The organism is Alistipes onderdonkii (genome assembly GCF_025145285.1).
Lineage (GTDB): Bacteria > Bacteroidota > Bacteroidia > Bacteroidales > Rikenellaceae > Alistipes > Alistipes onderdonkii.
In genome coordinates, this window is sequence record NZ_CP102251.1 from 2518393 (window position 1) to 2537890 (window position 19498).

General features: G+C 59.5%; 13 protein-coding genes. 6 read left to right on the forward strand and 7 right to left on the reverse strand.

All coding sequences use genetic code 11. The annotated features are described in order from the left end of the window. Window positions 1-10: 10 nt before the first annotated feature. Window positions 11-3592 carry a BACON domain-containing protein gene (locus tag NQ559_RS10200; RefSeq protein ID WP_083923807.1) on the forward strand — a complete coding sequence of 1194 codons (3582 nt, stop codon included), beginning with the start codon at window positions 11-13 and terminating at the stop codon, window positions 3590-3592. 99 nt (window positions 3593-3691) lie between these two features. On the opposite strand, the gene NQ559_RS10205 is transcribed toward NQ559_RS10200, so the two are convergent. Next, window positions 3692-5311, reverse strand: a complete 1620-nt coding sequence (locus NQ559_RS10205) for a DEAD/DEAH box helicase (RefSeq protein ID WP_018694839.1) — start codon at window positions 5309-5311, stop codon at window positions 3692-3694. A 182-nt stretch (window positions 5312-5493) separates the two neighbouring features. Between NQ559_RS10205 and cysS the strand changes: the two genes are divergently transcribed. The 5 genes from cysS (at window position 5494) to NQ559_RS10230 (ending at window position 11837) form a co-directional block, all read left to right on the forward strand. Further along, window positions 5494-6969 (forward strand): cysteine--tRNA ligase, encoded by a 1476-nt coding sequence (gene cysS / locus NQ559_RS10210; RefSeq protein ID WP_018694840.1) that lies wholly within the window; start codon window positions 5494-5496, stop codon window positions 6967-6969. A gap of 220 nt (window positions 6970-7189) precedes the next feature. Continuing rightward, window positions 7190-8593 (forward strand): MATE family efflux transporter, encoded by a 1404-nt coding sequence (locus NQ559_RS10215; RefSeq protein WP_018694841.1) that lies wholly within the window; start codon window positions 7190-7192, stop codon window positions 8591-8593. Window positions 8594-8601: 8 nt separating this feature from the next. Continuing rightward, window positions 8602-9246, forward strand: coding sequence for a cytidylate kinase-like family protein (locus tag NQ559_RS10220; protein ID WP_022332907.1), 645 nt, complete (start codon window positions 8602-8604; stop codon window positions 9244-9246). A gap of 19 nt (window positions 9247-9265) precedes the next feature. After that, a complete protein-coding gene (gene prfB, locus NQ559_RS10225; RefSeq protein WP_018694843.1) occupies window positions 9266-10378 on the forward strand; it encodes a peptide chain release factor 2 in 1113 nt (370 codons plus the stop codon). Window positions 10379-10619: 241 nt separating this feature from the next. Next, on the forward strand, window positions 10620-11837 hold the full coding sequence (locus NQ559_RS10230; RefSeq protein WP_018694844.1) for an exo-beta-N-acetylmuramidase NamZ family protein: 1218 nt from the start codon (window positions 10620-10622) through the stop codon (window positions 11835-11837). 387 nt (window positions 11838-12224) lie between these two features. Here NQ559_RS10230 and NQ559_RS10235 read toward each other — a convergent pair whose 3' ends face one another. The 6 genes from NQ559_RS10235 to NQ559_RS10260 form a co-directional block, all read right to left on the reverse strand. Beyond that, window positions 12225-12806, reverse strand: a complete 582-nt coding sequence (locus NQ559_RS10235) for a sugar O-acetyltransferase (protein ID WP_018694845.1) — start codon at window positions 12804-12806, stop codon at window positions 12225-12227. A 193-nt stretch (window positions 12807-12999) separates the two neighbouring features. Further along, window positions 13000-13878 (reverse strand): class A beta-lactamase, encoded by an 879-nt coding sequence (gene bla / locus NQ559_RS10240; RefSeq protein WP_018694846.1) that lies wholly within the window; start codon window positions 13876-13878, stop codon window positions 13000-13002. A 67-nt stretch (window positions 13879-13945) separates the two neighbouring features. After that, entirely contained in the window at window positions 13946-14113 is a 168-nt protein-coding gene (fdxA, locus tag NQ559_RS10245; RefSeq protein WP_018694847.1) for a 4Fe-4S ferredoxin, read from the reverse strand. Window positions 14114-14166: 53 nt separating this feature from the next. Then, window positions 14167-15438, reverse strand: a complete 1272-nt coding sequence (gene serS / locus NQ559_RS10250) for a serine--tRNA ligase (RefSeq protein ID WP_018694848.1) — start codon at window positions 15436-15438, stop codon at window positions 14167-14169. A 159-nt stretch (window positions 15439-15597) separates the two neighbouring features. Next, a complete protein-coding gene (locus NQ559_RS10255) occupies window positions 15598-17889 on the reverse strand; it encodes a hypothetical protein (protein WP_018694849.1) in 2292 nt (763 codons plus the stop codon). 37 nt (window positions 17890-17926) lie between these two features. After that, the gene (locus NQ559_RS10260; protein WP_018694850.1) at window positions 17927-19498 is read right to left on the reverse strand and encodes a RagB/SusD family nutrient uptake outer membrane protein; all 1572 of its coding nucleotides are present in this window, start codon (window positions 19496-19498) and stop codon (window positions 17927-17929) included.

Here is a 19498-nt window from a genome sequence, read left to right on the forward strand (position 1 = left end):
TTCCGATAGAATGAAACGTTTCCTGCTTCTACTCGCTGCGGCGGGCCTTGCATGGGCTTGTGGTAAGGACGGGGCTGAAAACCCCGCTCCCAAACCCGCGGAAAATATTGAGATACCGGCTTCTGTGACCCCGCCCGTTTTCGACGAGCAGGGCGGCAATATGTCGCTGACGTTTACGGCGCATGAGGCGTGGCGTGCGAGCGTCGATGCGACGCGGGCATCCAACTGGTGTTCCGTTGCGCCCGAGTCGGGTGCTGCCGGCGCCGTTACGCTCACGGTCACGACGTTGCCCAATGATACACCCGATGAACGGAACGCGACGATCTTCCTCAAAGCGGGCACGACCACGAAGACGCTGTCCGTAACACAGAAGCAGCAGGACGCCCTGACCGTCACCTCATCGAAGTTCGAGGTGGGGGCCGGCACCGGCGAGATCGTGGTCGAACTGAAGGCGAATATCGATTTCGACTATAAAATCGGTGAGGAGTGTGCCGAATGGGTTTCGTATGTCGGTACCCGCGCCCTGAAAACCTCGCGGCTCGTATTCCGCGTCGCAGCCAATGAGGAGTTGTCGGTGCGCGAGGGGAGTATCCTCCTGCGCAGCAGCCTCGGGGACGAACAGGTGAAGATTTACCAGCAGGGAGCCGATCCCGCACTGGTGCTGACCCAAAAGTCGTATACCGTGCCTGCCGCCGGCGAAACGATCAAAGTCGAATTGAACAGCAATGTCGATTATACGGTGCAGATGCCCGAAGCGGAATGGATAACCGAACCGGCCGCACGCGCCATGTCGACGCATACGCACTATTTCGTCGTCGCTGCCAACGACGAGTATGACGGCCGTACGGCTGAAATCGTCTTTACCGACAAGGCCAATAACCTCTCGGAAACGGTTACGGTCACGCAAGTGCAGAAAAATGCCGTCGTGCTGGCGGAATCCCGATACGAATTCGGTACGGACGGAGGCAAACTGGATTTCGATGTCCTGACCAATGTCGATTTGACGGTTGCGGTATCGGACGATGCGAAAAGCTGGATAACGCAGGTCACGACCCGCGGGCTGGAGCAAAAAACGCTGCATTTCGACATTGCGGCCTGTTCGCAGGAAACGGAACGTACCGGTACGATCCATATTAGCGGCGGCGGTGTGACACAGACGGTGACGGTCGCGCAGGGCGGCTTGAAAGAGGTGCTCGAAAAGGAACGCGCGGCATTGGTTGCGCTGTACAATGCCACCGGCGGCGATAACTGGGCGAATAAGGCCAATTGGTGCTCGGACAGGCCGGTAAGCGAGTGGTACGGCGTGACAGTCGACGAACAGGGGCGGGTAGCCGGGTTAAAAATGGAGGTCAATAATTTGACCGGATGTATACCGGCGGAATTTTGTGAATTATCGAATATACAAGAAATAAATCTTTTGGGCAACCATTTGTCGGGTGTGATCCCCGCCGGGTTCGGCAACCTGTCCAAGTTAAGGGTATTGTGGCTTGAAGATAATATTTTTTCAGATATTTCTGCCATATTCGAATTGCAGAATATTCAGAATTTGCATATGTATCTGCCGGAAGGAAATATACCTGCTGAAATTGGAAATTTATCCAGTTTAACAGAGTTGTGGTTGTATGGAGAAAGTGTGACGGGCGCGCTCCCAAGAGAGATCGGAAACCTTGTCAACCTGAAATATCTCGGCATAACTTGTTCCGGATTATCCGGATCGATTCCCGATGAATTGTACAATTGTACAAATCTGGAAACGCTAAGCATAAGGTGGTGTACAAGTTTAAGCGGGACGATCTCTCCCAAATTGGGACGACTCACACAACTGAAAGGCTTAGAGTTGAATAATAATAATTTAACAGGCCCTATCCCGGAGGAAATATGCAATTGCAGCCGATTGGTAAATATATTCTTACAAGAAAACAAGTTGACGGGCTCTATACCCGAAGGTTTGGGCAATCTCCCCGAACTTCGGCATTTTATTGCATTCAATAACAATTTGAGCGGAAACATTCCGGCTTCGATCCTCAACCACAGACTTTGGGATGTCGAGTGGGCGCTGATTACGGAGAATAACAACTTTAACATGGACGGTATCACTATCGATGCGGTAAACTTCTCGGTAACGGATATCGACGGCAACACGATTGATTCGAAAGAGGAATACGCCAAAAATAAATATACGATCCTGTTCCAGTTTTCACCCTATTTTGGGGATTTCACCGATATGAAATCCTTTATCGAGGACATATACGACAAGTATAAAGGGAAAGGCGTCGATGTAATAGGCTATTCGAGCGGACACCCGGGAGCTTCGGCAGACCTTGCGTCTATGAAAAAATATGTGGCGGATAACAAGATTCCATGGCGGAATATTTTATGGACGGAAACGAACTCGATCATCGGGCAGGAAAATGAACAATATCATCAGGATAGCGGCTTCGGCCCCTATTATCCTTACCATTCCTATCCGGCATATACGGTTGTAGATTCGGGCGGAAAAATCGTTTTCCATGATTTCAGCCTAAGCGGCCTGACCGGGTTATCCGCATTCTTAGCCGATCATACGGGCGGGTCGGGTGTGTACGAATCGTCGGATTATTCGAAAGACGGCAAAGTGACGGCGCTCCAGACTGCGACCCGGGGGAACGGCATCAATATCGTACTGTTGGGCGATGCGTTCAGCGACCGCCTGATCGCCGACGGCACCTACGACGGGACTATGCGCAAGGCGATGGACCATTTCTTCTCCGAAGAGCCTTACAAGTCGTTCCGCGACCTTTTCAATGTCTATGCGGTGAATGTCGTTTCGAAAAACGAAGCATACGGTTCCGGTGCGCAGACTGCGTTGGACGGATTTTTCGGCGACGGAACCCATGTCGGCGGCAACGATGACAAATGTAGGCAATACGCTATGAAAGTTCCGGGAATAACCTATGACAATATCGATGATGCGCTGATTATCGTGATGATGAACCGCACGTATTATGCCGGGACATGTTATATGTATTACCCCTCTTCGGGCGATTACGGACAGGGGTTGTCCATCGCTTATTTTCCCTTGGGTACTGATGACGGGATGTTCGGACAGTTGCTGCACCATGAGGCGGGAGGACACGGATTCCCGAAATTGGCGGATGAGTACGCCTACGAGGAATACGGGCAGATTCCCTGGAACGAGGTGCAGTCTGCAAAGCAACTGGAACCCTATGGATGGTGGAGAAATATCGACTTCACGGGGGATGTCTCGCAAGTCAAATGGAGCCGGTTTATCGCCGATCCGCGCTATGCCGCCGAGGTATTGGGGGCTTACGAAGGGGCTGATACCTATTGGAGCGGGGTTTGGCGTCCGACCTACAACAGCATTATGCGCTATAATACGGGAGGGTTCAACGCTCCGAGCCGCGAGGCGATTTATTACCGGATCAACAAGTTGGCTTATGGAGACGCATGGGCCTATGATTACGAAACGTTTGTCGCCTGGGATGCCGTGAACCGTACCGGGAATGCGCCGATCATGCTGCGTACGCCGATGCGGAAGCCCCGGAATTTCGTTCCCTTGCATCCGCCTGTGGTCGTAAAGCGGTCGAGATAGGGAGAGGGCGGTGAGCCGCGCGGTGCGAAAATGTGAAAAGCCGGAGCATTGCTCCGGCTTTTCCATGTGGTGTGGCATGGCGGGCACGTTGCCCGGTGGTTACTTGCGGCCCGGCCTGAGGATGCCGGACAGCCAGTTGCCCATGCCGGACTTTTTCTTCTCCGGCGTTTGGGCTTTTCGGGGAGCCTCGGGGCTTCCCGTTTCCCGTTTGTCCCGGGCGGGTTTAGGGCTTCCGGGTTTGCGCCCATCCTGTCCCCGTCCCGTGTTTGCGGCCGCTGCGTTTTGCCCATCCGGCTTTTGCCCGCCCCGGTTGCGGTTGCGGTTGCGGTTGCGGCGGCGTGCCGGGCGTGCCGCGGCGTCCTTGTCCTGCGGCTGTTGCCCGTCCGGGGTCTGCTTGCCGCCGGTTCGTTGCCCCTGCGGTTTCGGGTCGCCGGGAGCTTGTCCCTGCGGTTTGCGCCTGCCCGGCCTCTGTCCGGCCTGACTTTGTGCGGGTTGTTTTTGTGCGGCTCGCTTTTCCTCCGCTTGCTTCTGCCCTCCGGTTTGTGCTATATCCGGTTTTTTCCCGGCGGGCTTTTTCCGGCTGTTTTGTGCGGGAGCCAGTTCCCCGGAATCCGGGTCGAGTTCCAGCCCGGTCAGTTTGAGGATGTCTTTCAGCAGCGGGCGTTCCTCCTCCGAGCAGAAGGCGATGGCCTGTCCGTCGCGTCCGGCGCGTCCCGTGCGGCCGATGCGGTGGACATAGGTCTCGGGCACTTCCGGCAGGTCGTAGTTGATTACCAGCGGCAGTTCGCTGATGTCGATTCCCCGCGCGGCGATGTCGGTGGCGATCAGCACCCGGCAGGCCCCCGAGCGAAAGTCATTCATGGCCCGTTCGCGGGCGCCCTGCGACTTGTCTCCGTGGATGGCGCGTCCTTCGATGCCCGCTTTGGTGAGGATACGGGCGATGCGGTCGGCGCCGTGCTTGGTGCGCGAAAATACCAGCACCGAGCTCTCGGGGCGTTCGCGTAGCAGGGAGGCCAGCAGCGTCCGTTTTTCGGCCTTTTCGGCGAACAGGACGCTCTGGCGGATGGTCTCGACCACCGAGGCCGGGGGCGTTACGGTGACGTGCGCCGGGTTGCGGAGCATCGTATTGGCCAGTTTTACGATGTCGTCGGGCATCGTCGCCGAGAAGAAGAGCGTCTGCCGCTTTTCGGGCAGCAGCGGGAGGATTCGCCGGATGTCGTGGATGAAACCCATGTCGAGCATTCGGTCGGCTTCGTCGAGGACGAAAAAGCGGATGTCGGACAGCGAGACGTAACCCTGGCCGATCAGGTCGAGCAGGCGTCCCGGCGTGGCTACCAGCAGGTCGATGCCGCGTTGCAGCGCATCGACCTGCGGCCGCTGGTTGACGCCGCCGAAGATCACGCAGTGGCGGATGTCCGTGTAGCGGGCATAGTCGCGGCAGCATTCGTCGATCTGGATCGCCAGTTCGCGCGTCGGCGTGAGCACCAGTGCCTTGATCGTGCGCCGCCCTTTGGTGCGCGGCTCGGCCGAGAGCAGCTGGAGGATCGGCAGCGTGAAGGCCGCCGTCTTGCCCGTCCCGGTCTGGGCGCAGCCCAGCAGGTCGCGGCCTTCGAGTGCGGGCGGGATGGCCTGCTGCTGGATCGGAGTGGGGGTCGTGTAGCCTTTTTCGGCCACGGCACGCTTGAGTGGTTCTATCAGGTTCAGTTCCTGGAATGTCATTGCATATCGGTTTTGTCCCGGCGTCGTGCGCCGGATAATTCGGTGTTGATAATATACGGAGGGAAAAACGGGAAGCGTCAGACCAACGCGCACTATTATTGGCACAAAGGTACGATTAATTCCGCGATTCTGGTGCATCTCGATTAAATTTCTTATTTTTGCACAATAATTTTTCGCAATTTATGGAATCGAAACTCGTACTTTACAATACGCTCACCCGCCGCAAGGAGGTGTTCGAACCGCTGACTCCCGGCCGCGTGGGCATGTATGTCTGCGGCCCCACGGTCTACGGCGACCCGCACTTGGGGCACGCCCGGCCGGCGGTGACGTTCGACCTCATGTTCCGCTACCTGAAGTCCTGCGGCTACAAGGTGCGTTACGTGCGCAACATAACGGATGTGGGGCACCTGGAGCACGACGCCGACGAGGGGGAGGACAAGATCGCCAAGAAGGCGCGCCTCGAGCAGCTGGAGCCGATGGAGGTGGCGCACTACTATACGGAGCGTTACCACCGTGCGATGGATGCGCTCAACGTCGAGACGCCGTCGATCGAACCCTATGCCTCGGGGCATATCATCGAGCAGATCGAGTTCGTCAAGAAGATCCTCGCCGACGGCTTCGCCTACGAGTCGAACGGCTCGGTCTATTTCGATGTGGAGAAATACAACGCCAAATATAATTACGGCAGGCTTTCGGGTCGTAACCTCGACGACATCATCGCCAACACGCGCGAGCTGGACGGGCAGGGCGACAAGCGCCACTCCTATGACTTCGCGCTGTGGAAGAAGGCGTCGCCCGAGCATATCATGCGCTGGCCTTCGCCGTGGGGAGAGGGGTTCCCCGGCTGGCATATGGAGTGCTCGGCGATGAGTACCCGCTACCTGGGCGAACGCTTCGACATCCACGGCGGCGGCATGGATCTGATGTTCCCGCACCACGAGTGCGAGATCGCGCAGTCGACCGCCGCGCTGGGGCACGATTCGGCACGTTACTGGGTGCACAACAACATGATCACGATCAACGGCCAGAAGATGGGCAAGTCGCTGGGCAACTTCATCACCCTCGAGGAGCTCTTCACCGGCAGCCATAAATTGCTGGCGCAGGCCTATTCGCCGATGACCATCCGCTTCTTCGTGTTGCAGGCGCAGTACCGCTCGACGCTCGATTTTTCGAACGAGGCCCTGCAGGCTGCCGAGAAGGGGCTCGACCGCCTGATGAAGGGCGTCGAAGCGCTCGGGAAGGTCAAGCCCGCCGAAACGTCGACTATCGATCCTTCCGAGCTGGAAAACCGTTGCCGCGCGGCGATGGACGATGACCTGAACTCGCCGATGGCCATTTCGGCGCTGTTCGACTGGGTGCGCATCATCAACCAGCTGGTCGACGGGCAGCAAAGCATCACGGCCGCCGACCTCGAAGAGTTGAAAGCCACGGTTTACCGTTACACGTTCGATATCCTAGGCCTGCGCGACGAGAAGGCCGCAGGTGCGGCTTCGGGGCGCGATTATGTGACCCCGCTGGTCGAGATGCTGCTCGACGAGCGCCTGAAAGCCCGTGCCGCAAAGGACTGGGCGGCTTCCGACCGCATCCGCGACGGGCTGGCCGCAGCCGGTATCCGTGTCAAAGACCGCAAGGACGGCAGCGACTGGGAACTGGAATAAGCGGAAAAAGGGAAGATCCGGATCCCGGGCGGAACTGTCGCCGCCGTGCGCGGACGGTCGGGGCGGGCGCCCCTGCGGGTGTGCCGCTGTGGCGGGATGGCCTTGTGCAGTATGCCGGGCGTGTCCCCGCTCCCGTTCCGGAGGTGCCTGCGTGCCGTAATCAAGGAATAGTTAGGTAGTTCGTCCGGCTTTCGCCCGGACAGAGTTGATAATATATGATATGTCTGCAACGATAAAAGGGGCGGCGACGGAGCTCGGGACGGAGCGTATCCGCAAGCTGCTCATGCAATATGCCGTGCCGGCGATCATCGCCATGACGGCTTCTTCGCTCTACAACATGGTCGACAGTATTTTCATCGGCCACGGGGTAGGGCCGTTGGCCATTTCGGGCCTTGCGCTGACCTTCCCGCTGATGAACCTCGCCGCGGCTTTCGGTTCGCTGGTGGGTGTGGGTGCTGCGACGCTGGTGTCCATGCGCCTCGGGCAGCGCGATTACGGGACGGCGCAGAACATCCTGGGGAACGTCGTGGTGCTGAACCTCATCATCGGCCTGGCATTCGGTATCACAACGCTGCTGCTGCTCGACCCGATTCTCTACTTCTTCGGGGCGAGCGAAGCGACGATCGGCTATGCCCGCGACTACATGTCGATCATTCTCATGGGGAACGTCATCACGCACATGTATCTGGGCCTGAACTCCGTGCTGCGGGCTTCGGGGCATCCGCGCAAGTCGATGTACGCCACCATCTATACGGTGGTCATCAACGCGGCGCTCGACCCGCTGTTCATCTACGGCTTCGGGTGGGGTATCCGCGGCGCGGCCATCGCCACGGTGCTGGCGCAGGTCATCGCGCTCATCTGGCAGTTCCACATCCTTTCGGACAAGAGCGAACTGCTCCATTTCCGGCGCGGCATCTACCGCCTGCGCCGGAAGATCGTGCGCGACATCCTGGCCATCGGCATGTCGCCGTTCCTGATGAACCTGGCGGCGTGTTTCATTGTCATCCTGATAAACAAGGGGCTCAAGCAATACGGCGGCGACCTGATGATCGGGGCCTACGGCATCGTCAACCGCCTGGCATTCTTCTTCGTGATGATCGTCATGGGCATCAACCAGGGGATGCAGCCCATTGCGGGTTATAACTTCGGTGCGCGGCAGTACGACCGTGTGCTGCGCGTGCTGCGGCTGACGATCATCGGTGCCACGTGCGTCACGGGCGCCGGGTTCCTGATGGGCGAGCTGGCGCCCCGGCTGGCGGTGTCGGCCTTTACGAACGATCCCGAGCTGATCCGCCTGGCGGTCGAGGGAATGCGCATTGTTTTCATCTGTTTCCCGATCATCGGGTTCCAGATGGTGGCTACCAACTTCTTCATGAGCATCGGCATGGCCGGCAAGGCGATCTTCCTGTCGCTTTCGCGCCAGCTGCTGTTCCTGATGCCGGGACTGATTTTCCTGCCCCATATTTTCGATGTCCATACCCGCTGGGACGGCAGTTGGGGCGTGTGGTGCGCGATGCCGCTGTCTGACCTGATGGCGTCGGCCGTAGCCTTCTTCATGCTGGTATACCAGTTGCGAAAATTCCGGGCGCAGATGGATGCGGCCCGTTCAACGAACCTCCAATAATGCCGATTATGGAAGATAAATTCGTCATCAACATCGGTCGCCAGCTGGGCAGCGGCGGCAAAGCCGTCGGCGAGGCCGTGGCACGCAGGCTCGGGATCGGGGTCTATGACAAACAGCTCATCAACCTGGCCGCCGAGCAGAGCGGCCTGTGTCCCGAAGTGTTCGAACGGGTCGACGAAAAGGAGTCGCGCAACCTCTTTTCGACGCTCGTCGCCTACCTGCGCTCGCCGTTCGTCGGGAGCGAATATGCCGGGAGCAACGTGCTCAGCAACGACGCCCTGTTCAAGATCCAGAGCGACGTGATCCGCGACATCGCCGCGCGCGAGTCGTGTGTTTTCGTCGGCCGCTGTGCCGACTACATCCTGCGCGACCATCCGCGGGCGGTGAATGTCTTTGTCGCGGCCGACCGTGCCGACCGTTGCGAGCGGCTCTGCCGCCAGTGCGGCATTACGCCCGGGGAGGCCGAGGCCCGGATGGATAGGGAGGATGCGCGGCGCGCGGCGTACTACAACTATTACAGCAGCGGTACGTGGGGCATGGCTTCGACCTACCACCTCTGCGTCGATTCGTCCGTGCTGGGGATCGACGGCACGGTGGATTTCGTGCTGGAGTTCGTGGAGCGCAAACTGGGGGTGAAACCCGGGGCGATTTAATTGTCAATACCGTAAATTTATGATACTTGCAGATCAGATAAAGGAGTTGGAGCAGCGCCGCGAGGCTTTGGAACGATGTCTGGGCATCGACCAGAAACGCATCGACCTGCGCAACGAGGAGGAAAAGACCCAGGAACCCGATTTCTGGGACGCGCCCGACAAGGCGCGCGAGCAGTTGCGCAAGGTCGCCGCCATCAAGGCGTGGGTCGACGACTACGATGCCGTGGCCAAGGATGTCGAAGACCTGGGGCTGATGCCCGATTTCGTGAAGGAAGGGGTCATGAGCGAGGCGGAGATGGACGACCATTACGCACAGACGCTCGAGCGTATCGAGACGCTCGAAATGCGCAACATGCTGCGCCGCGAAGAGGACAAGCTGGGGGCGATCATGGACATCAACGCCGGAGCCGGGGGTACCGAGGCGCTCGATTGGGCGTCGATGCTCCTGCGCATGTATACCCGCTGGGGCGAGGCGCACGGCTACAAGGTCAAGGTGCTCGACTACCAGGCCGGCGACGAGGTGGGCGTGAAATCCTGTACGCTGGAGTTCGAGGGGGAGTATGCCTACGGGTACCTCAAGAGCGAAAACGGCGTGCACCGCATGGTGCGCCTTTCGCCTTTCAATGCCAATAACAAACGCCAGACGACTTTCGCCTCGGTGTTCGTGTCGCCTGCCGTGGACGATACGATCGAGGTTACGGTCAATCCGTCGGACATCGAGTGGGACACGTTCCGTTCGAGCGGCGCCGGGGGGCAGAATGTCAACAAGGTCGAGACGGCCGTGCGCCTGCGCTACCACGGCAAGGACGCCGATACGGGCGAGCCGGTGGAGTTCCTGATCGAGAATATGGAAACCCGTTCGCAGCTGATGAACCGCGAGAATGCCATGCGCATCCTCCGTTCGAAGCTCTACCAGCGGGAACTGGATAAACGCATGGCCACGCAGCAGGCGCTCGAGGCTTCGAAGAAGAAGATCGAGTGGGGATCGCAGATCCGCTCCTATGTCTTTGACGACCGGCGTGTGAAAGACCATCGCACGGGCGTGCAGACCTCGGCTGTCGAGGCGGTGATGGACGGCGACCTGGATGCCTTCATCAAGGCCTACCTGATGGAATACGGCGCCGAGGCGTAGCTCCTCCGCAGCCGGTTCCGACAACCGGTTCGCGTACGGCCGGTATTCCCCGCAGGCCGATCCGCATTGTATCGGGTGCCCGGTTCTTATTGCCCAGCCCACTTCTGCCGTGCCGCCGGCCTTTATGGCCCGCTGCACCCGCTGCCGGGCGGAGGCAGGGCAGGCGCCGGAGGATTCCCTGCCGGGGGGCGATATCCGGCGGGCAGGAAGCCCGGGCGTTATAAATTGTTATCTTTGCCGTATGAAGAAATTTGTCATCTCCCTGTTGTCCGTTATCTTCCTTTGCGCTGCGGCCACGGCGCAGGTATTGGTCGGTATGACCGACACGACGGCTTATTTCCCGCAGCTGGAAGGGCGGCGCGTGGCGGTGCTGGCCAACCATACGGCCGTCGCGCGGTTCGGCGACGGCGTGCCGGGAGCTGCGGCGGACACTGCGGTTCGGTTGCCGGGGACGGCGTCCGACGGGACGATACACCTGGTCGACCTGCTGCACGGTCGGGGCTTCGACGTGACCGGCATTTTCTCCCCCGAGCACGGGTTTCGCGGTACGGCCGACGCGGGCGAGCATGTCGCAAGTTCGGTGGATGCTGCGACCGGGATCCCGATCCGCTCGCTCTACGACGGGAATACGAAGCGCCCTTCGGACGGAGCCATGCGGTCGTTCGACGTACTGGTGGTCGACATGCAGGACGTGGGTCTGCGGTTCTATACCTACTATATCACGATGCTCCGTATGATGGACGCCTGTGCCGAATCCGGCCGCAGCGTCATCGTGCTCGACCGTCCCAACCCCAACGGGCACCACGTCGACGGCCCCGTGCTGGACATGAAATACAAATCGGGCGTCGGGGCGTTGCCGATCCCCGTGCTGCATGGCCTGACGATGGGCGAAATCGCCCGGATGGCCGTCGGCGAAGGCTGGGCCGCAAGCTGCGACCTGCAAGTCGTGCGTTGCCGCAATTATACGCACGACACTCCGTACGAGTTGCCCGTCGCCCCGTCGCCCAACCTGCCGACGCAACGGGCCGTCTACCTCTATCCTTCGGTGTGCCTCTTCGAAGGTACGGTCGTGAGCCTCGGGCGCGGTACGGATAAACCGTTCGAGGTTTACGGACATCCCGACATGACCGGCTGCCTGTTTTCGTTTACGCCCCGCCCGACTGCGGGAGCCAAACATCCGCCGCTCGAAGGCAGGCTCTGCCACGGCGTCGATTTGAGCCGGATGCCGCTCGGCGAAGCCCGGGCGGAGGGCCTGACCCTGAAGTATGTGATCGAAGCCTGCCGCAACCTGGGGCTGGGCGATAAGTTTTTTACGCCGATGTTCGAAAAGCTCATCGGCGTGGGGTATGTCCGTGAAATGATCCTTGCCGGAGCTTCAGAGGCCGAAATCCGAGCCCGCTGGGCGGACGACGTGCGGCGCTTCCGGAAGCTGCGCGGGCGCTACCTGCTTTACGAATAATCTGACAACCGCCCCGGAATCATCCGGGGCGGTTGTCAGATGAAAGCGGGATGGCCGGTGCTTGATTTGGCGTGGAAATAGTGACGCCTGCTTCGTTGCAGCCGCCCCGCCGGATCGCCGCCTGCCCTCCCCTTTACGGGGAAAAGGGTGCAGGTACTCTTTCCCCCGTAGGTCTTGCAACGCCTGTCCGGAAAAATTTCCCATGCCCAAGTTCGCCGCCTGCCTTGCAACACGGACATCCATGTGGCGAGGGCGGAAACCGGCAGGCAAAATATTTCGGTTTCTATGCTTTCCGGTCTTTGTGACTATTACGGAATTTCCCGCGAAGAGTTTTTCAGGGGCGTCGGGTCGGCCGAATAAAAGCGTCCCAAAAGGGACGCTTTTTCGTTAAACGACCTCCGTGATCCGGTCGTCCTCGGTGACGGGCCGGATGACCCGGCACGGGTTGCCGAAGGCGATGACCCCGGCCGGGATGTCGCGCGTTACGACGCTGCCGGCGCCGATGACCGTGCCGTCGCCTATCGTCACGCCCTGCATGACCACGCAGTTGCCGCCGATCCAGACGTTGTCGCCGATGGTGATAGGAAGCGAGCGCATGACGCCCGCGTTGCGCTGGTCGGGCAGCAGGGCGTGCGTCACGGTGTAGATGCCCACGTTGGGGCCGATGAATACGTGGTTGCCGATGGTCACGGGCGCTTCGTCGAGGATCGTGAGGTTGAAATTCCCCGTAAAGTCGTCCCCGATTGAAATCTGCGACCCGAAATCGCAGTGGAACGGGCTGTGGATGCAGAATGTGCCGCCCGTGCGGCCGAACAACTGCCGGATGATCGCATTGCGTTCCTCCTCGCGGCTCGGGGGCAGGCTGTTGAACCGGAAGACTAGTTCTTCGCAGCGTTGCAGTGCCTCCCTGATCTGCGGCTTGCGGGCGTAGAGCCACATGCCGGTTTTCATCTTTTCAAGGTCGTCCATAATTTTATTTTTCGTAGTTGTTTATTTCTATGCCCTGTCGGACGCATTTCCCGGGTTTGCCGTGCCGCGTGGCTAACTCTCCTCCGGGAAGGGGAGGGCAGGCTTGCCAATGAGGCCACAGGCGGTGGGCAACAGCGGGCGGAAGCGAAAATCCGGGTCGGGGATTCCTGCTATGTCGCGTTGTATAATCCGCTCATTCCGAGCTGAAATATTCGTATGCCGCCCTGGAGACCGCAGCGGCGATGGCAGCATTTGCGGCGTCGTTTTCTTCCGATTCGGTGACGAATACGGCGATGCAGTAGCGGCATCCGTCGGGCAGGAGCACATAGCCGGCATCGTTGTCCGCAATGCGGATGCCTTCGGCCGTGCGGTCGGATGAGCCGGTCTTGTGTCCGATCACGGTTCCGGCTGGCAGCCCGGCTTTCAGTTTGTTCGTTCCCGTCGTTGCCTCGCACAACAACCGTTGCAGGAGAGCGTTGTACTCCCCTTTGAGCAGCCTGCCCTGCAGGAACAGGTCGAACAGTGTACAGACGGACGAAGGGCGTGCCTTGTTGACCCGCTGGTTCCCGATGCCGCGGTGCATTTCCTCCTCGCTGGCGGCGATGCAGATGCCGCCGATCCCCAGCGAACGGACGTAGGCCTCTACGGCTTCGGGGCCGCCTGCTTCCCGTAGCAGGATGTCGCAGGCGATATTGTCGCTCTCCGACACCGTGTAGCGGAGCAGCTGTCCGAGCGTCAGCGTGCCTCCACTTTCGGGCAATGAATCGCGCATCGGGCTGTATGTGCCGGGTAGGAGCAGGTCGGGCGTGATGCTGATCGGCTGCGTGAGCGGTGTGCCTTCGCGCTGCATGCGGTCGAGTACGGCCAGCGCCACGGGGAATTTGAAGACGCTCATCATCGGCAGCAGGGAGTCGTTTCGCGCGACTGTCTTCCCGTCGGGAGTGCGGATTGCGACCCCGACGAAGGCTTTGTGCCCCGACACGATTTCATCCAGCCGGGATTCGAATTGTCGTGTCGCCGTATCGCAAGACGCTGCGAGAACCGACAGGCATAGGAGCAGGAGTTTTTTCATAGGCTGGCAGGGGATAAAAAAGCACACCTTTTCGGGGTGTGCTTTTTTTCGGATTTCTCCGCGTCGCTTATCCTTCGATGATAGCCTCGCTCGGGCAAACGCCGGCGCAGGTACCGCAGTCGATGCACTTATCGGGATCGATGACATAGATATCGCCGGCCGAGATCGCTTCGGTCGGGCACTCGCCGATGCAGGTGCCGCAGGCAACGCAGGAATCAGTGATTTTGTAAGCCATTGTGTTAAAAATTTATTGTTAAGGTGTGTGTTGTGTCCGGCAAATATAGGAACTTATTTGATAATATCAAAACCCGTATAGGGAATCAGCGCCTCGGGGATGCGGATGCCGTCGGGGGTCTGGAAATTCTCCAGCAGAGCGGCCACGATACGCGGCAATGCCAGCGACGAGCCGTTGAGCGTATGCGCCAGCTGCGTCTTCTTGTCGGCATCCTTGTAGCGGAGTTTCAGGCGGTTGGCCTGGAACGACTCGAAGTTCGACACGGAGGATACCTCCAGCCAGCGTTTCTGCGCCTCGGAATAGACCTCGAAATCGTAGGTCAGCGCCGAGGTGAACGACATGTCGCCGCCGCACAGGCGCAGGATGCGGTAGGGCAGCCCCAGCGACCTGACGATCGACTCCACGTGCGCCACCATGCCGTCCAGCGCTTCGTACGACGCTTCGGGCAGGCTCAGCTGCACGATCTCGACCTTGTCGAACTGGTGCAGGCGGTTCAGCCCGCGCACGTCCTTGCCGTACGAACCGGCTTCGCGGCGGAAGCAGGGGGTGTATGCGGTCATCTTTACCGGGAAATCCTTTTCGTCGAGGATCACGTCGCGGTAGATATTCGTCACGGGTACTTCGGCCGTCGGGATCATGTAGAAATTGTCGGCCGTGGCGTGGTACATCTGCCCTTCCTTGTCGGGCAGCTGGCCCGTGCCGAAGCCCGAGGCTTCGTTGACCATGATCGGCGGTTCCACTTCGAGGTAGCCGGCCCGGGTGTTGCAGTCGAGGAAATAGTTGATCAGCGCACGCTGCAGACGGGCTCCCTTGCCTTTGTAGACGGGGAATCCGGCGCCCGTGAGTTTCACGCCCAGGTCGAAGTCGATGATGTCGTATTTGCGTGCCAGTTCCCAATGGGGCAGCGGGTTTTCGGGCAGTTGGGTATAGCTTTCGACCAGCTTCACGACGAGGTTATCCTCGGCGGTCTTGCCTTCGGGCACGATGTCGGCCGGGAAATTGGGCAGCGAGACGATCGCTGCCTGCAACTCCTCCTGCACGTCGTGCGATTCGGCCTGCAGGCGGTTGGATTTTTCCTTGAGGTCGGCGACGAAGCGCTTGCGCTCCTCGGCTTCGTCGCGGCGGCCCTGTCCCATCAGCGCCCCGATCTCCTTGGCGGCTTTGTTCTGCGCTGCCAGCGTATTGTCCAGTTCGGTCTGGATGGCCTTGCGGCGGTCGTCCAGCGTTTCGATCCTGGCGATGACCGGTGCGGCGTCCACTCCCTTCTTGGCGAGCTTGCGGATCGCGGCCTGCTTGTCATCGCGGATTTGCTTTATCGTAAGCATGGTATCCTGTGGTTTTTTGTGTATTCGTGTTTACAAACTGCAAAATTATAAAAAACACGCCAACTTGCACTCCTGTCGCTCTGTTTTTTGCCTGTTTCATGAAAAAACCGGGTTCCCGTCGTGTGCGGGAACCCGGTTTTCATAGGGTTGCGGAACCGGTCAGAGCCTGTGCAGTTCCAGGCCGGTGCGGAGTGTCTTGCCTGCGGCCTGTTTCCGGGCATCCCCGGCGGATGCCGGTGCCTGGGCTTTGGCGGCGGGCCTGATCGTCGTCGGAAGCAGGTCTTCGCTCAGCAGGTAGGTCGTGAACCGCTGTCCGTCCACTTCGATGGACTGCGTTTGTGCCGGGGCGGCGTTTGCCGCCGCGGACGCCTGTTTGAGCGGTACCATGCTGATGGCCGAATAGCTCCGCGAACCCACATATTCGCGCAGGTAGCTCGAACTGCTTGCCTGCGGCGTGCTGAAGAGCAGGAACATGTAGCTGTTGATGGCGTTCTTCGAGTAAGGACTTGCCGCCCAGTAGAGTTTGTCTCCGATGTAGCCGATGGCCAGGCTGTTGTCGCCCCAGTAAATCATCAGCCCGTCCGAGAACCCGAGGCGTGCGTAGTTCTGCCCGTATGTGCCGGCCGCCTGCGTCTCGACGATGAGCATGTGCTTCTCCTTGTCGTAGTAGCCGTTCAGTTCGGGTGCGAAGTCGCGCATGTCGGACATGCCCTTGATGAGGACGTCGCGGTCGTTGACGCGCGTGATGTCGATACGGTAGTTGCCCTGCGTGTCGTTCGAACCGGCCGTTATGGTCGCCGTGGCATTGAATGCGCCCAGGAAGTCCGCCATGGTCTTCGTCTGGTCGAAATCCGAGGCGAAATAGCCCTGTGTCGAGCCGGTCTTCGATACGAACGCCGTATCGCCGAACGAGTTGGTCATCAGCAGGGCGAGAACATACGTGCTGCCCTGGTCGAGCGTGTTGAACGCCGTGGCGCGTCCTTCTTCCGAGTTGAGCTCGGCGATCATCTCCTCGGCGATGTCGTACCCGCGGTCAGCAGTGAGTTCTTCGAGGGTCATCCCGAGTGCCTCGCACAGGTAATCGGCGATGTCGGTCTTGACGCAGAGGTATTTCATCGTGGCCACGTTGCTTGTCTGCATCTCCCAGATGAGCGTGTTGTAGGGCGAGTAATTCAGGTTGTCGGTCGGTGCGTAGAACTTGAATTCGTTGACCTTGATTCCGTATTCTTTCTCCGGGTCGCACGTGAAGCGCTGCGAGTAGAGCTTGCACGGGTTGTCGATCGAGTCGTAGGCCAGCGCGACGGCGGTGTAGTTTCCCTTGGGGACGTTCCATACCGATGCGTCTTCGCTGTACAGCGTCACGGTGGGGACGACGCCCTCCAGCTTGTCGTCGATGAGCTGCTGGCGGATCTCGTCCTGACGCTGCGTGTCAGCCGTGATGTCGCCCTCCACGACCGAAGCCTTGTAGAACTTGGTGTAGCTGTTGGGCGAGAAGTAGAGCTTCGGGGCGCGGAACCCTGTGGCCGTGGTCTCGATGCCCTGGAACTCGATGTCCACGATCGGCGTCGTGTCGGGTTCGCTTTCGAAGACGAGTTTTTCGGTGCCCTGGCTGAAGTATCCCGACGACACATAGTAGATCAGGTAGAACGAGAAGGTGTCCTTACCGTCGAACGTGCAGGGGTAGGAGGCGTAGGCGCTCTCATTGCCCGTGTACTCGGCCATGTCGGCCACATAGACGTACTCGTTGTAGTTCGAGTTGAAATATCCGATCGACTGTCCCGGGACGGTGCAGGTGTTGTCGTCGTGGAGGATGAACTTGAACGCCACGCCGCTGGCCCAGTCCTTCAGGCGGAAGATGTTGGCTCCGACGGCCTTTTCCACCTCCAGCCCCGAGTCGCGTCCGGTGTAATAGAGCGAGTAGTGATAAGTGGCGAGTTGCTGCACCTGCCCGCCATCGCTGCCGATGCGCATGTAGGGCTCCCAGGTCAGCTCGTACGAAGCCGAAAGGGCCACCTTGTCGCTGAACTGCGAAACCTGCGCGCCGTCGTCGCCGGGGTTGACTTCGCGTTTCGAGATCAGGAGCGTCGTTTTGTAGTTCGAGCCCATGATGAAATTCGATAGGTCGACCTCCACGGGGACGGTCACCGAGTATTTCCCGTCGGGAATGGTTACCTTGGATGGTACTTTGAACCGGGTGAGGTTGTTCAGGTCGCTGGTCTTCTGCGCCAGGTATACCGTGTAGGAGCCTCGGTTGCCCGTGCGGGCTATCTGCACGTCGATGGTGCCGCTCTGGGCAGCCTGTGCAAACTCCTTTTCGATGGACGACTGGATGAAGTGTATCTCTTTCGAGTCGTCCTTGTTGGGGTTGTAGTAGGTGCCTTCCTGCGTCTTGCTGCAGGCCGCGCCGAACAGCAGGAGTGCCACACCCAGATATTTCGATATGTTTTTCATAGTATGCATGGATTAATCACTTCTTAACAATGCGTTATCACGGGTTTTGGTCTTCCTCGTTGATATTCGGGTTGGCGTTGATCTCATCCTGCGGGATGGTCATCACCCAGTCGTACGTGTCGGCTTTGGTCAGGTCGACGTTGCGGCGGCTCATGCCCGAGAGGCACTCTTCCGAGAAGCCGTCGTCCGCACGGCGGTCGATGCCCTGTCCCAGGCGGCGGACGTCGAACAGGCGCCCGTATTCGCCCCAAAGCTCGATGCGGCGCTGGATGAGGATGTCCTCGAGTAATGATCCCGTCCATGTCGTGGTCGTGGCTCCCAGGTTCAGCCCGCTGCGGTTGTTGGCGTTGTAACGCGTGTCGCGTTCGGCCATGACCGTGTTCATCAGGTCGCGGGCGACCTGTACGTTGTTCGGCAGGTTCTCCGAGCGGAGCGCCGCCTCGGCCGCCGTGAAGTACATCTCCTCGACGCGCATGTAGATATAGTCACCCAGCCACGACGCGACGTTGCTGAACGCGAATTTCCTGCCTACATAGGGGGCGTCCTTGTCATTGGGATCCCACCAGTCGCGGCGGACATCGGTCGGGTTCATGCGGTTGTAAAGCTGTTTGTTGATGACTTTGGCCGCCGATTTCGCATACTGGCCGTCCTGGTTGTCCATGTGGGCGAAGAAACTGGCATAACCGCCGGCCTGGTCTGCCACCTGGATGCCCGCTCCCCACATGACGTTGGAGCTGTTGAGCGAGTTCATGCCGCCCATCAGGTCGCTCTTGGTGCCGACCGCATAGCCGCCTTCGTCGATCACGCGCTTTGCGGCTGCATAGGCTCCGTCCCAGTCGCCTTCCACCAGGCAGGCGCGCGACTTGATGCCCAGCGCCACGTAGAGGGTGATGTGCGATTTGTTGCCCGTCGACAGCGAGCTCTCCCTGCCGGTTTCGAGGTAGCCGATCGCCTTGTCGATATCCTCGTCGATGAGGCCGTAGACCTGTTGCAGCGTAGCGCGCGGCTGTCCGCCGGTGTCGATCGAAGTGCCCGTGGTGTAGACCGGTACGCAGGCTTCCGTCCAGCGCTGGCGGCCGTTCATCGGGTCGTAAGGCGCACGTGAGAACCAGGTCGCCAGGTTCAGGTAGCAGAGTGCGCGGATGGCGTAGGCCTGTCCCACGACATAGGCCACGTCGGCCTGGCTGCCCTCCATCGCCGGGGCTGCGTCGATGATGTAGTTGACATTGGATATCCACCTGTAATTGGCGTACCATACGTCGTAGGAACGGAAGATCGAACTGGTGTAGTTGGACTTCATGTTGTAGGTATGGTCGTGCCAGAACCAGCCGTTGCCCTGCGACTGCATGATCAGGTCGTCGGCCATGACGTCGAGCGCCAGGTTGTAGGCTGCGATGCCGAAACACTGGTGGGTATTGCCCGTCGTAGACCATCCGGCCGTCCACATCGAGCGGTAAACGCCGTTGACCGAAGTGATGGCCGTCGAAGCCGCCTTGAGCAACTCCTCGGCCGATCCCGAGTCGGTCGGGGAGAATTCGAGCATCGACTGGCTGCACGAACCCATCGTCAGCGTCACGAACGAAATAATGCTATAAAATATTTTTTTCAT

Bases quoted from the DNA above. Each gene is read 5' to 3' on its own strand.
- NQ559_RS10200 (WP_083923807.1), top strand. From the start codon at position 11: ATGAAACGTTTCCTGCTTCTACTCGCTGCGGCGGGCCTTGCATGGGCT.
- NQ559_RS10205 (WP_018694839.1), bottom strand. From the start codon at position 5,311: ATGACATTCCAGGAACTGAACCTGATAGAACCACTCAAGCGTGCCGTG.
- cysS (WP_018694840.1), top strand. From the start codon at position 5,494: ATGGAATCGAAACTCGTACTTTACAATACGCTCACCCGCCGCAAGGAG.
- NQ559_RS10215 (WP_018694841.1), top strand. From the start codon at position 7,190: ATGTCTGCAACGATAAAAGGGGCGGCGACGGAGCTCGGGACGGAGCGT.
- NQ559_RS10220 (WP_022332907.1), top strand. From the start codon at position 8,602: ATGGAAGATAAATTCGTCATCAACATCGGTCGCCAGCTGGGCAGCGGC.
- prfB (WP_018694843.1), top strand. From the start codon at position 9,266: ATGATACTTGCAGATCAGATAAAGGAGTTGGAGCAGCGCCGCGAGGCT.
- NQ559_RS10230 (WP_018694844.1), top strand. From the start codon at position 10,620: ATGAAGAAATTTGTCATCTCCCTGTTGTCCGTTATCTTCCTTTGCGCT.
- NQ559_RS10235 (WP_018694845.1), bottom strand. From the start codon at position 12,806: ATGGACGACCTTGAAAAGATGAAAACCGGCATGTGGCTCTACGCCCGC.
- bla (WP_018694846.1), bottom strand. From the start codon at position 13,878: ATGAAAAAACTCCTGCTCCTATGCCTGTCGGTTCTCGCAGCGTCTTGC.
- fdxA (WP_018694847.1), bottom strand. From the start codon at position 14,113: ATGGCTTACAAAATCACTGATTCCTGCGTTGCCTGCGGCACCTGCATC.
- serS (WP_018694848.1), bottom strand. From the start codon at position 15,438: ATGCTTACGATAAAGCAAATCCGCGATGACAAGCAGGCCGCGATCCGC.
- NQ559_RS10255 (WP_018694849.1), bottom strand. From the start codon at position 17,889: ATGAAAAACATATCGAAATATCTGGGTGTGGCACTCCTGCTGTTCGGC.
- NQ559_RS10260 (WP_018694850.1), bottom strand. From the start codon at position 19,498: ATGAAAAAAATATTTTATAGCATTATTTCGTTCGTGACGCTGACGATG.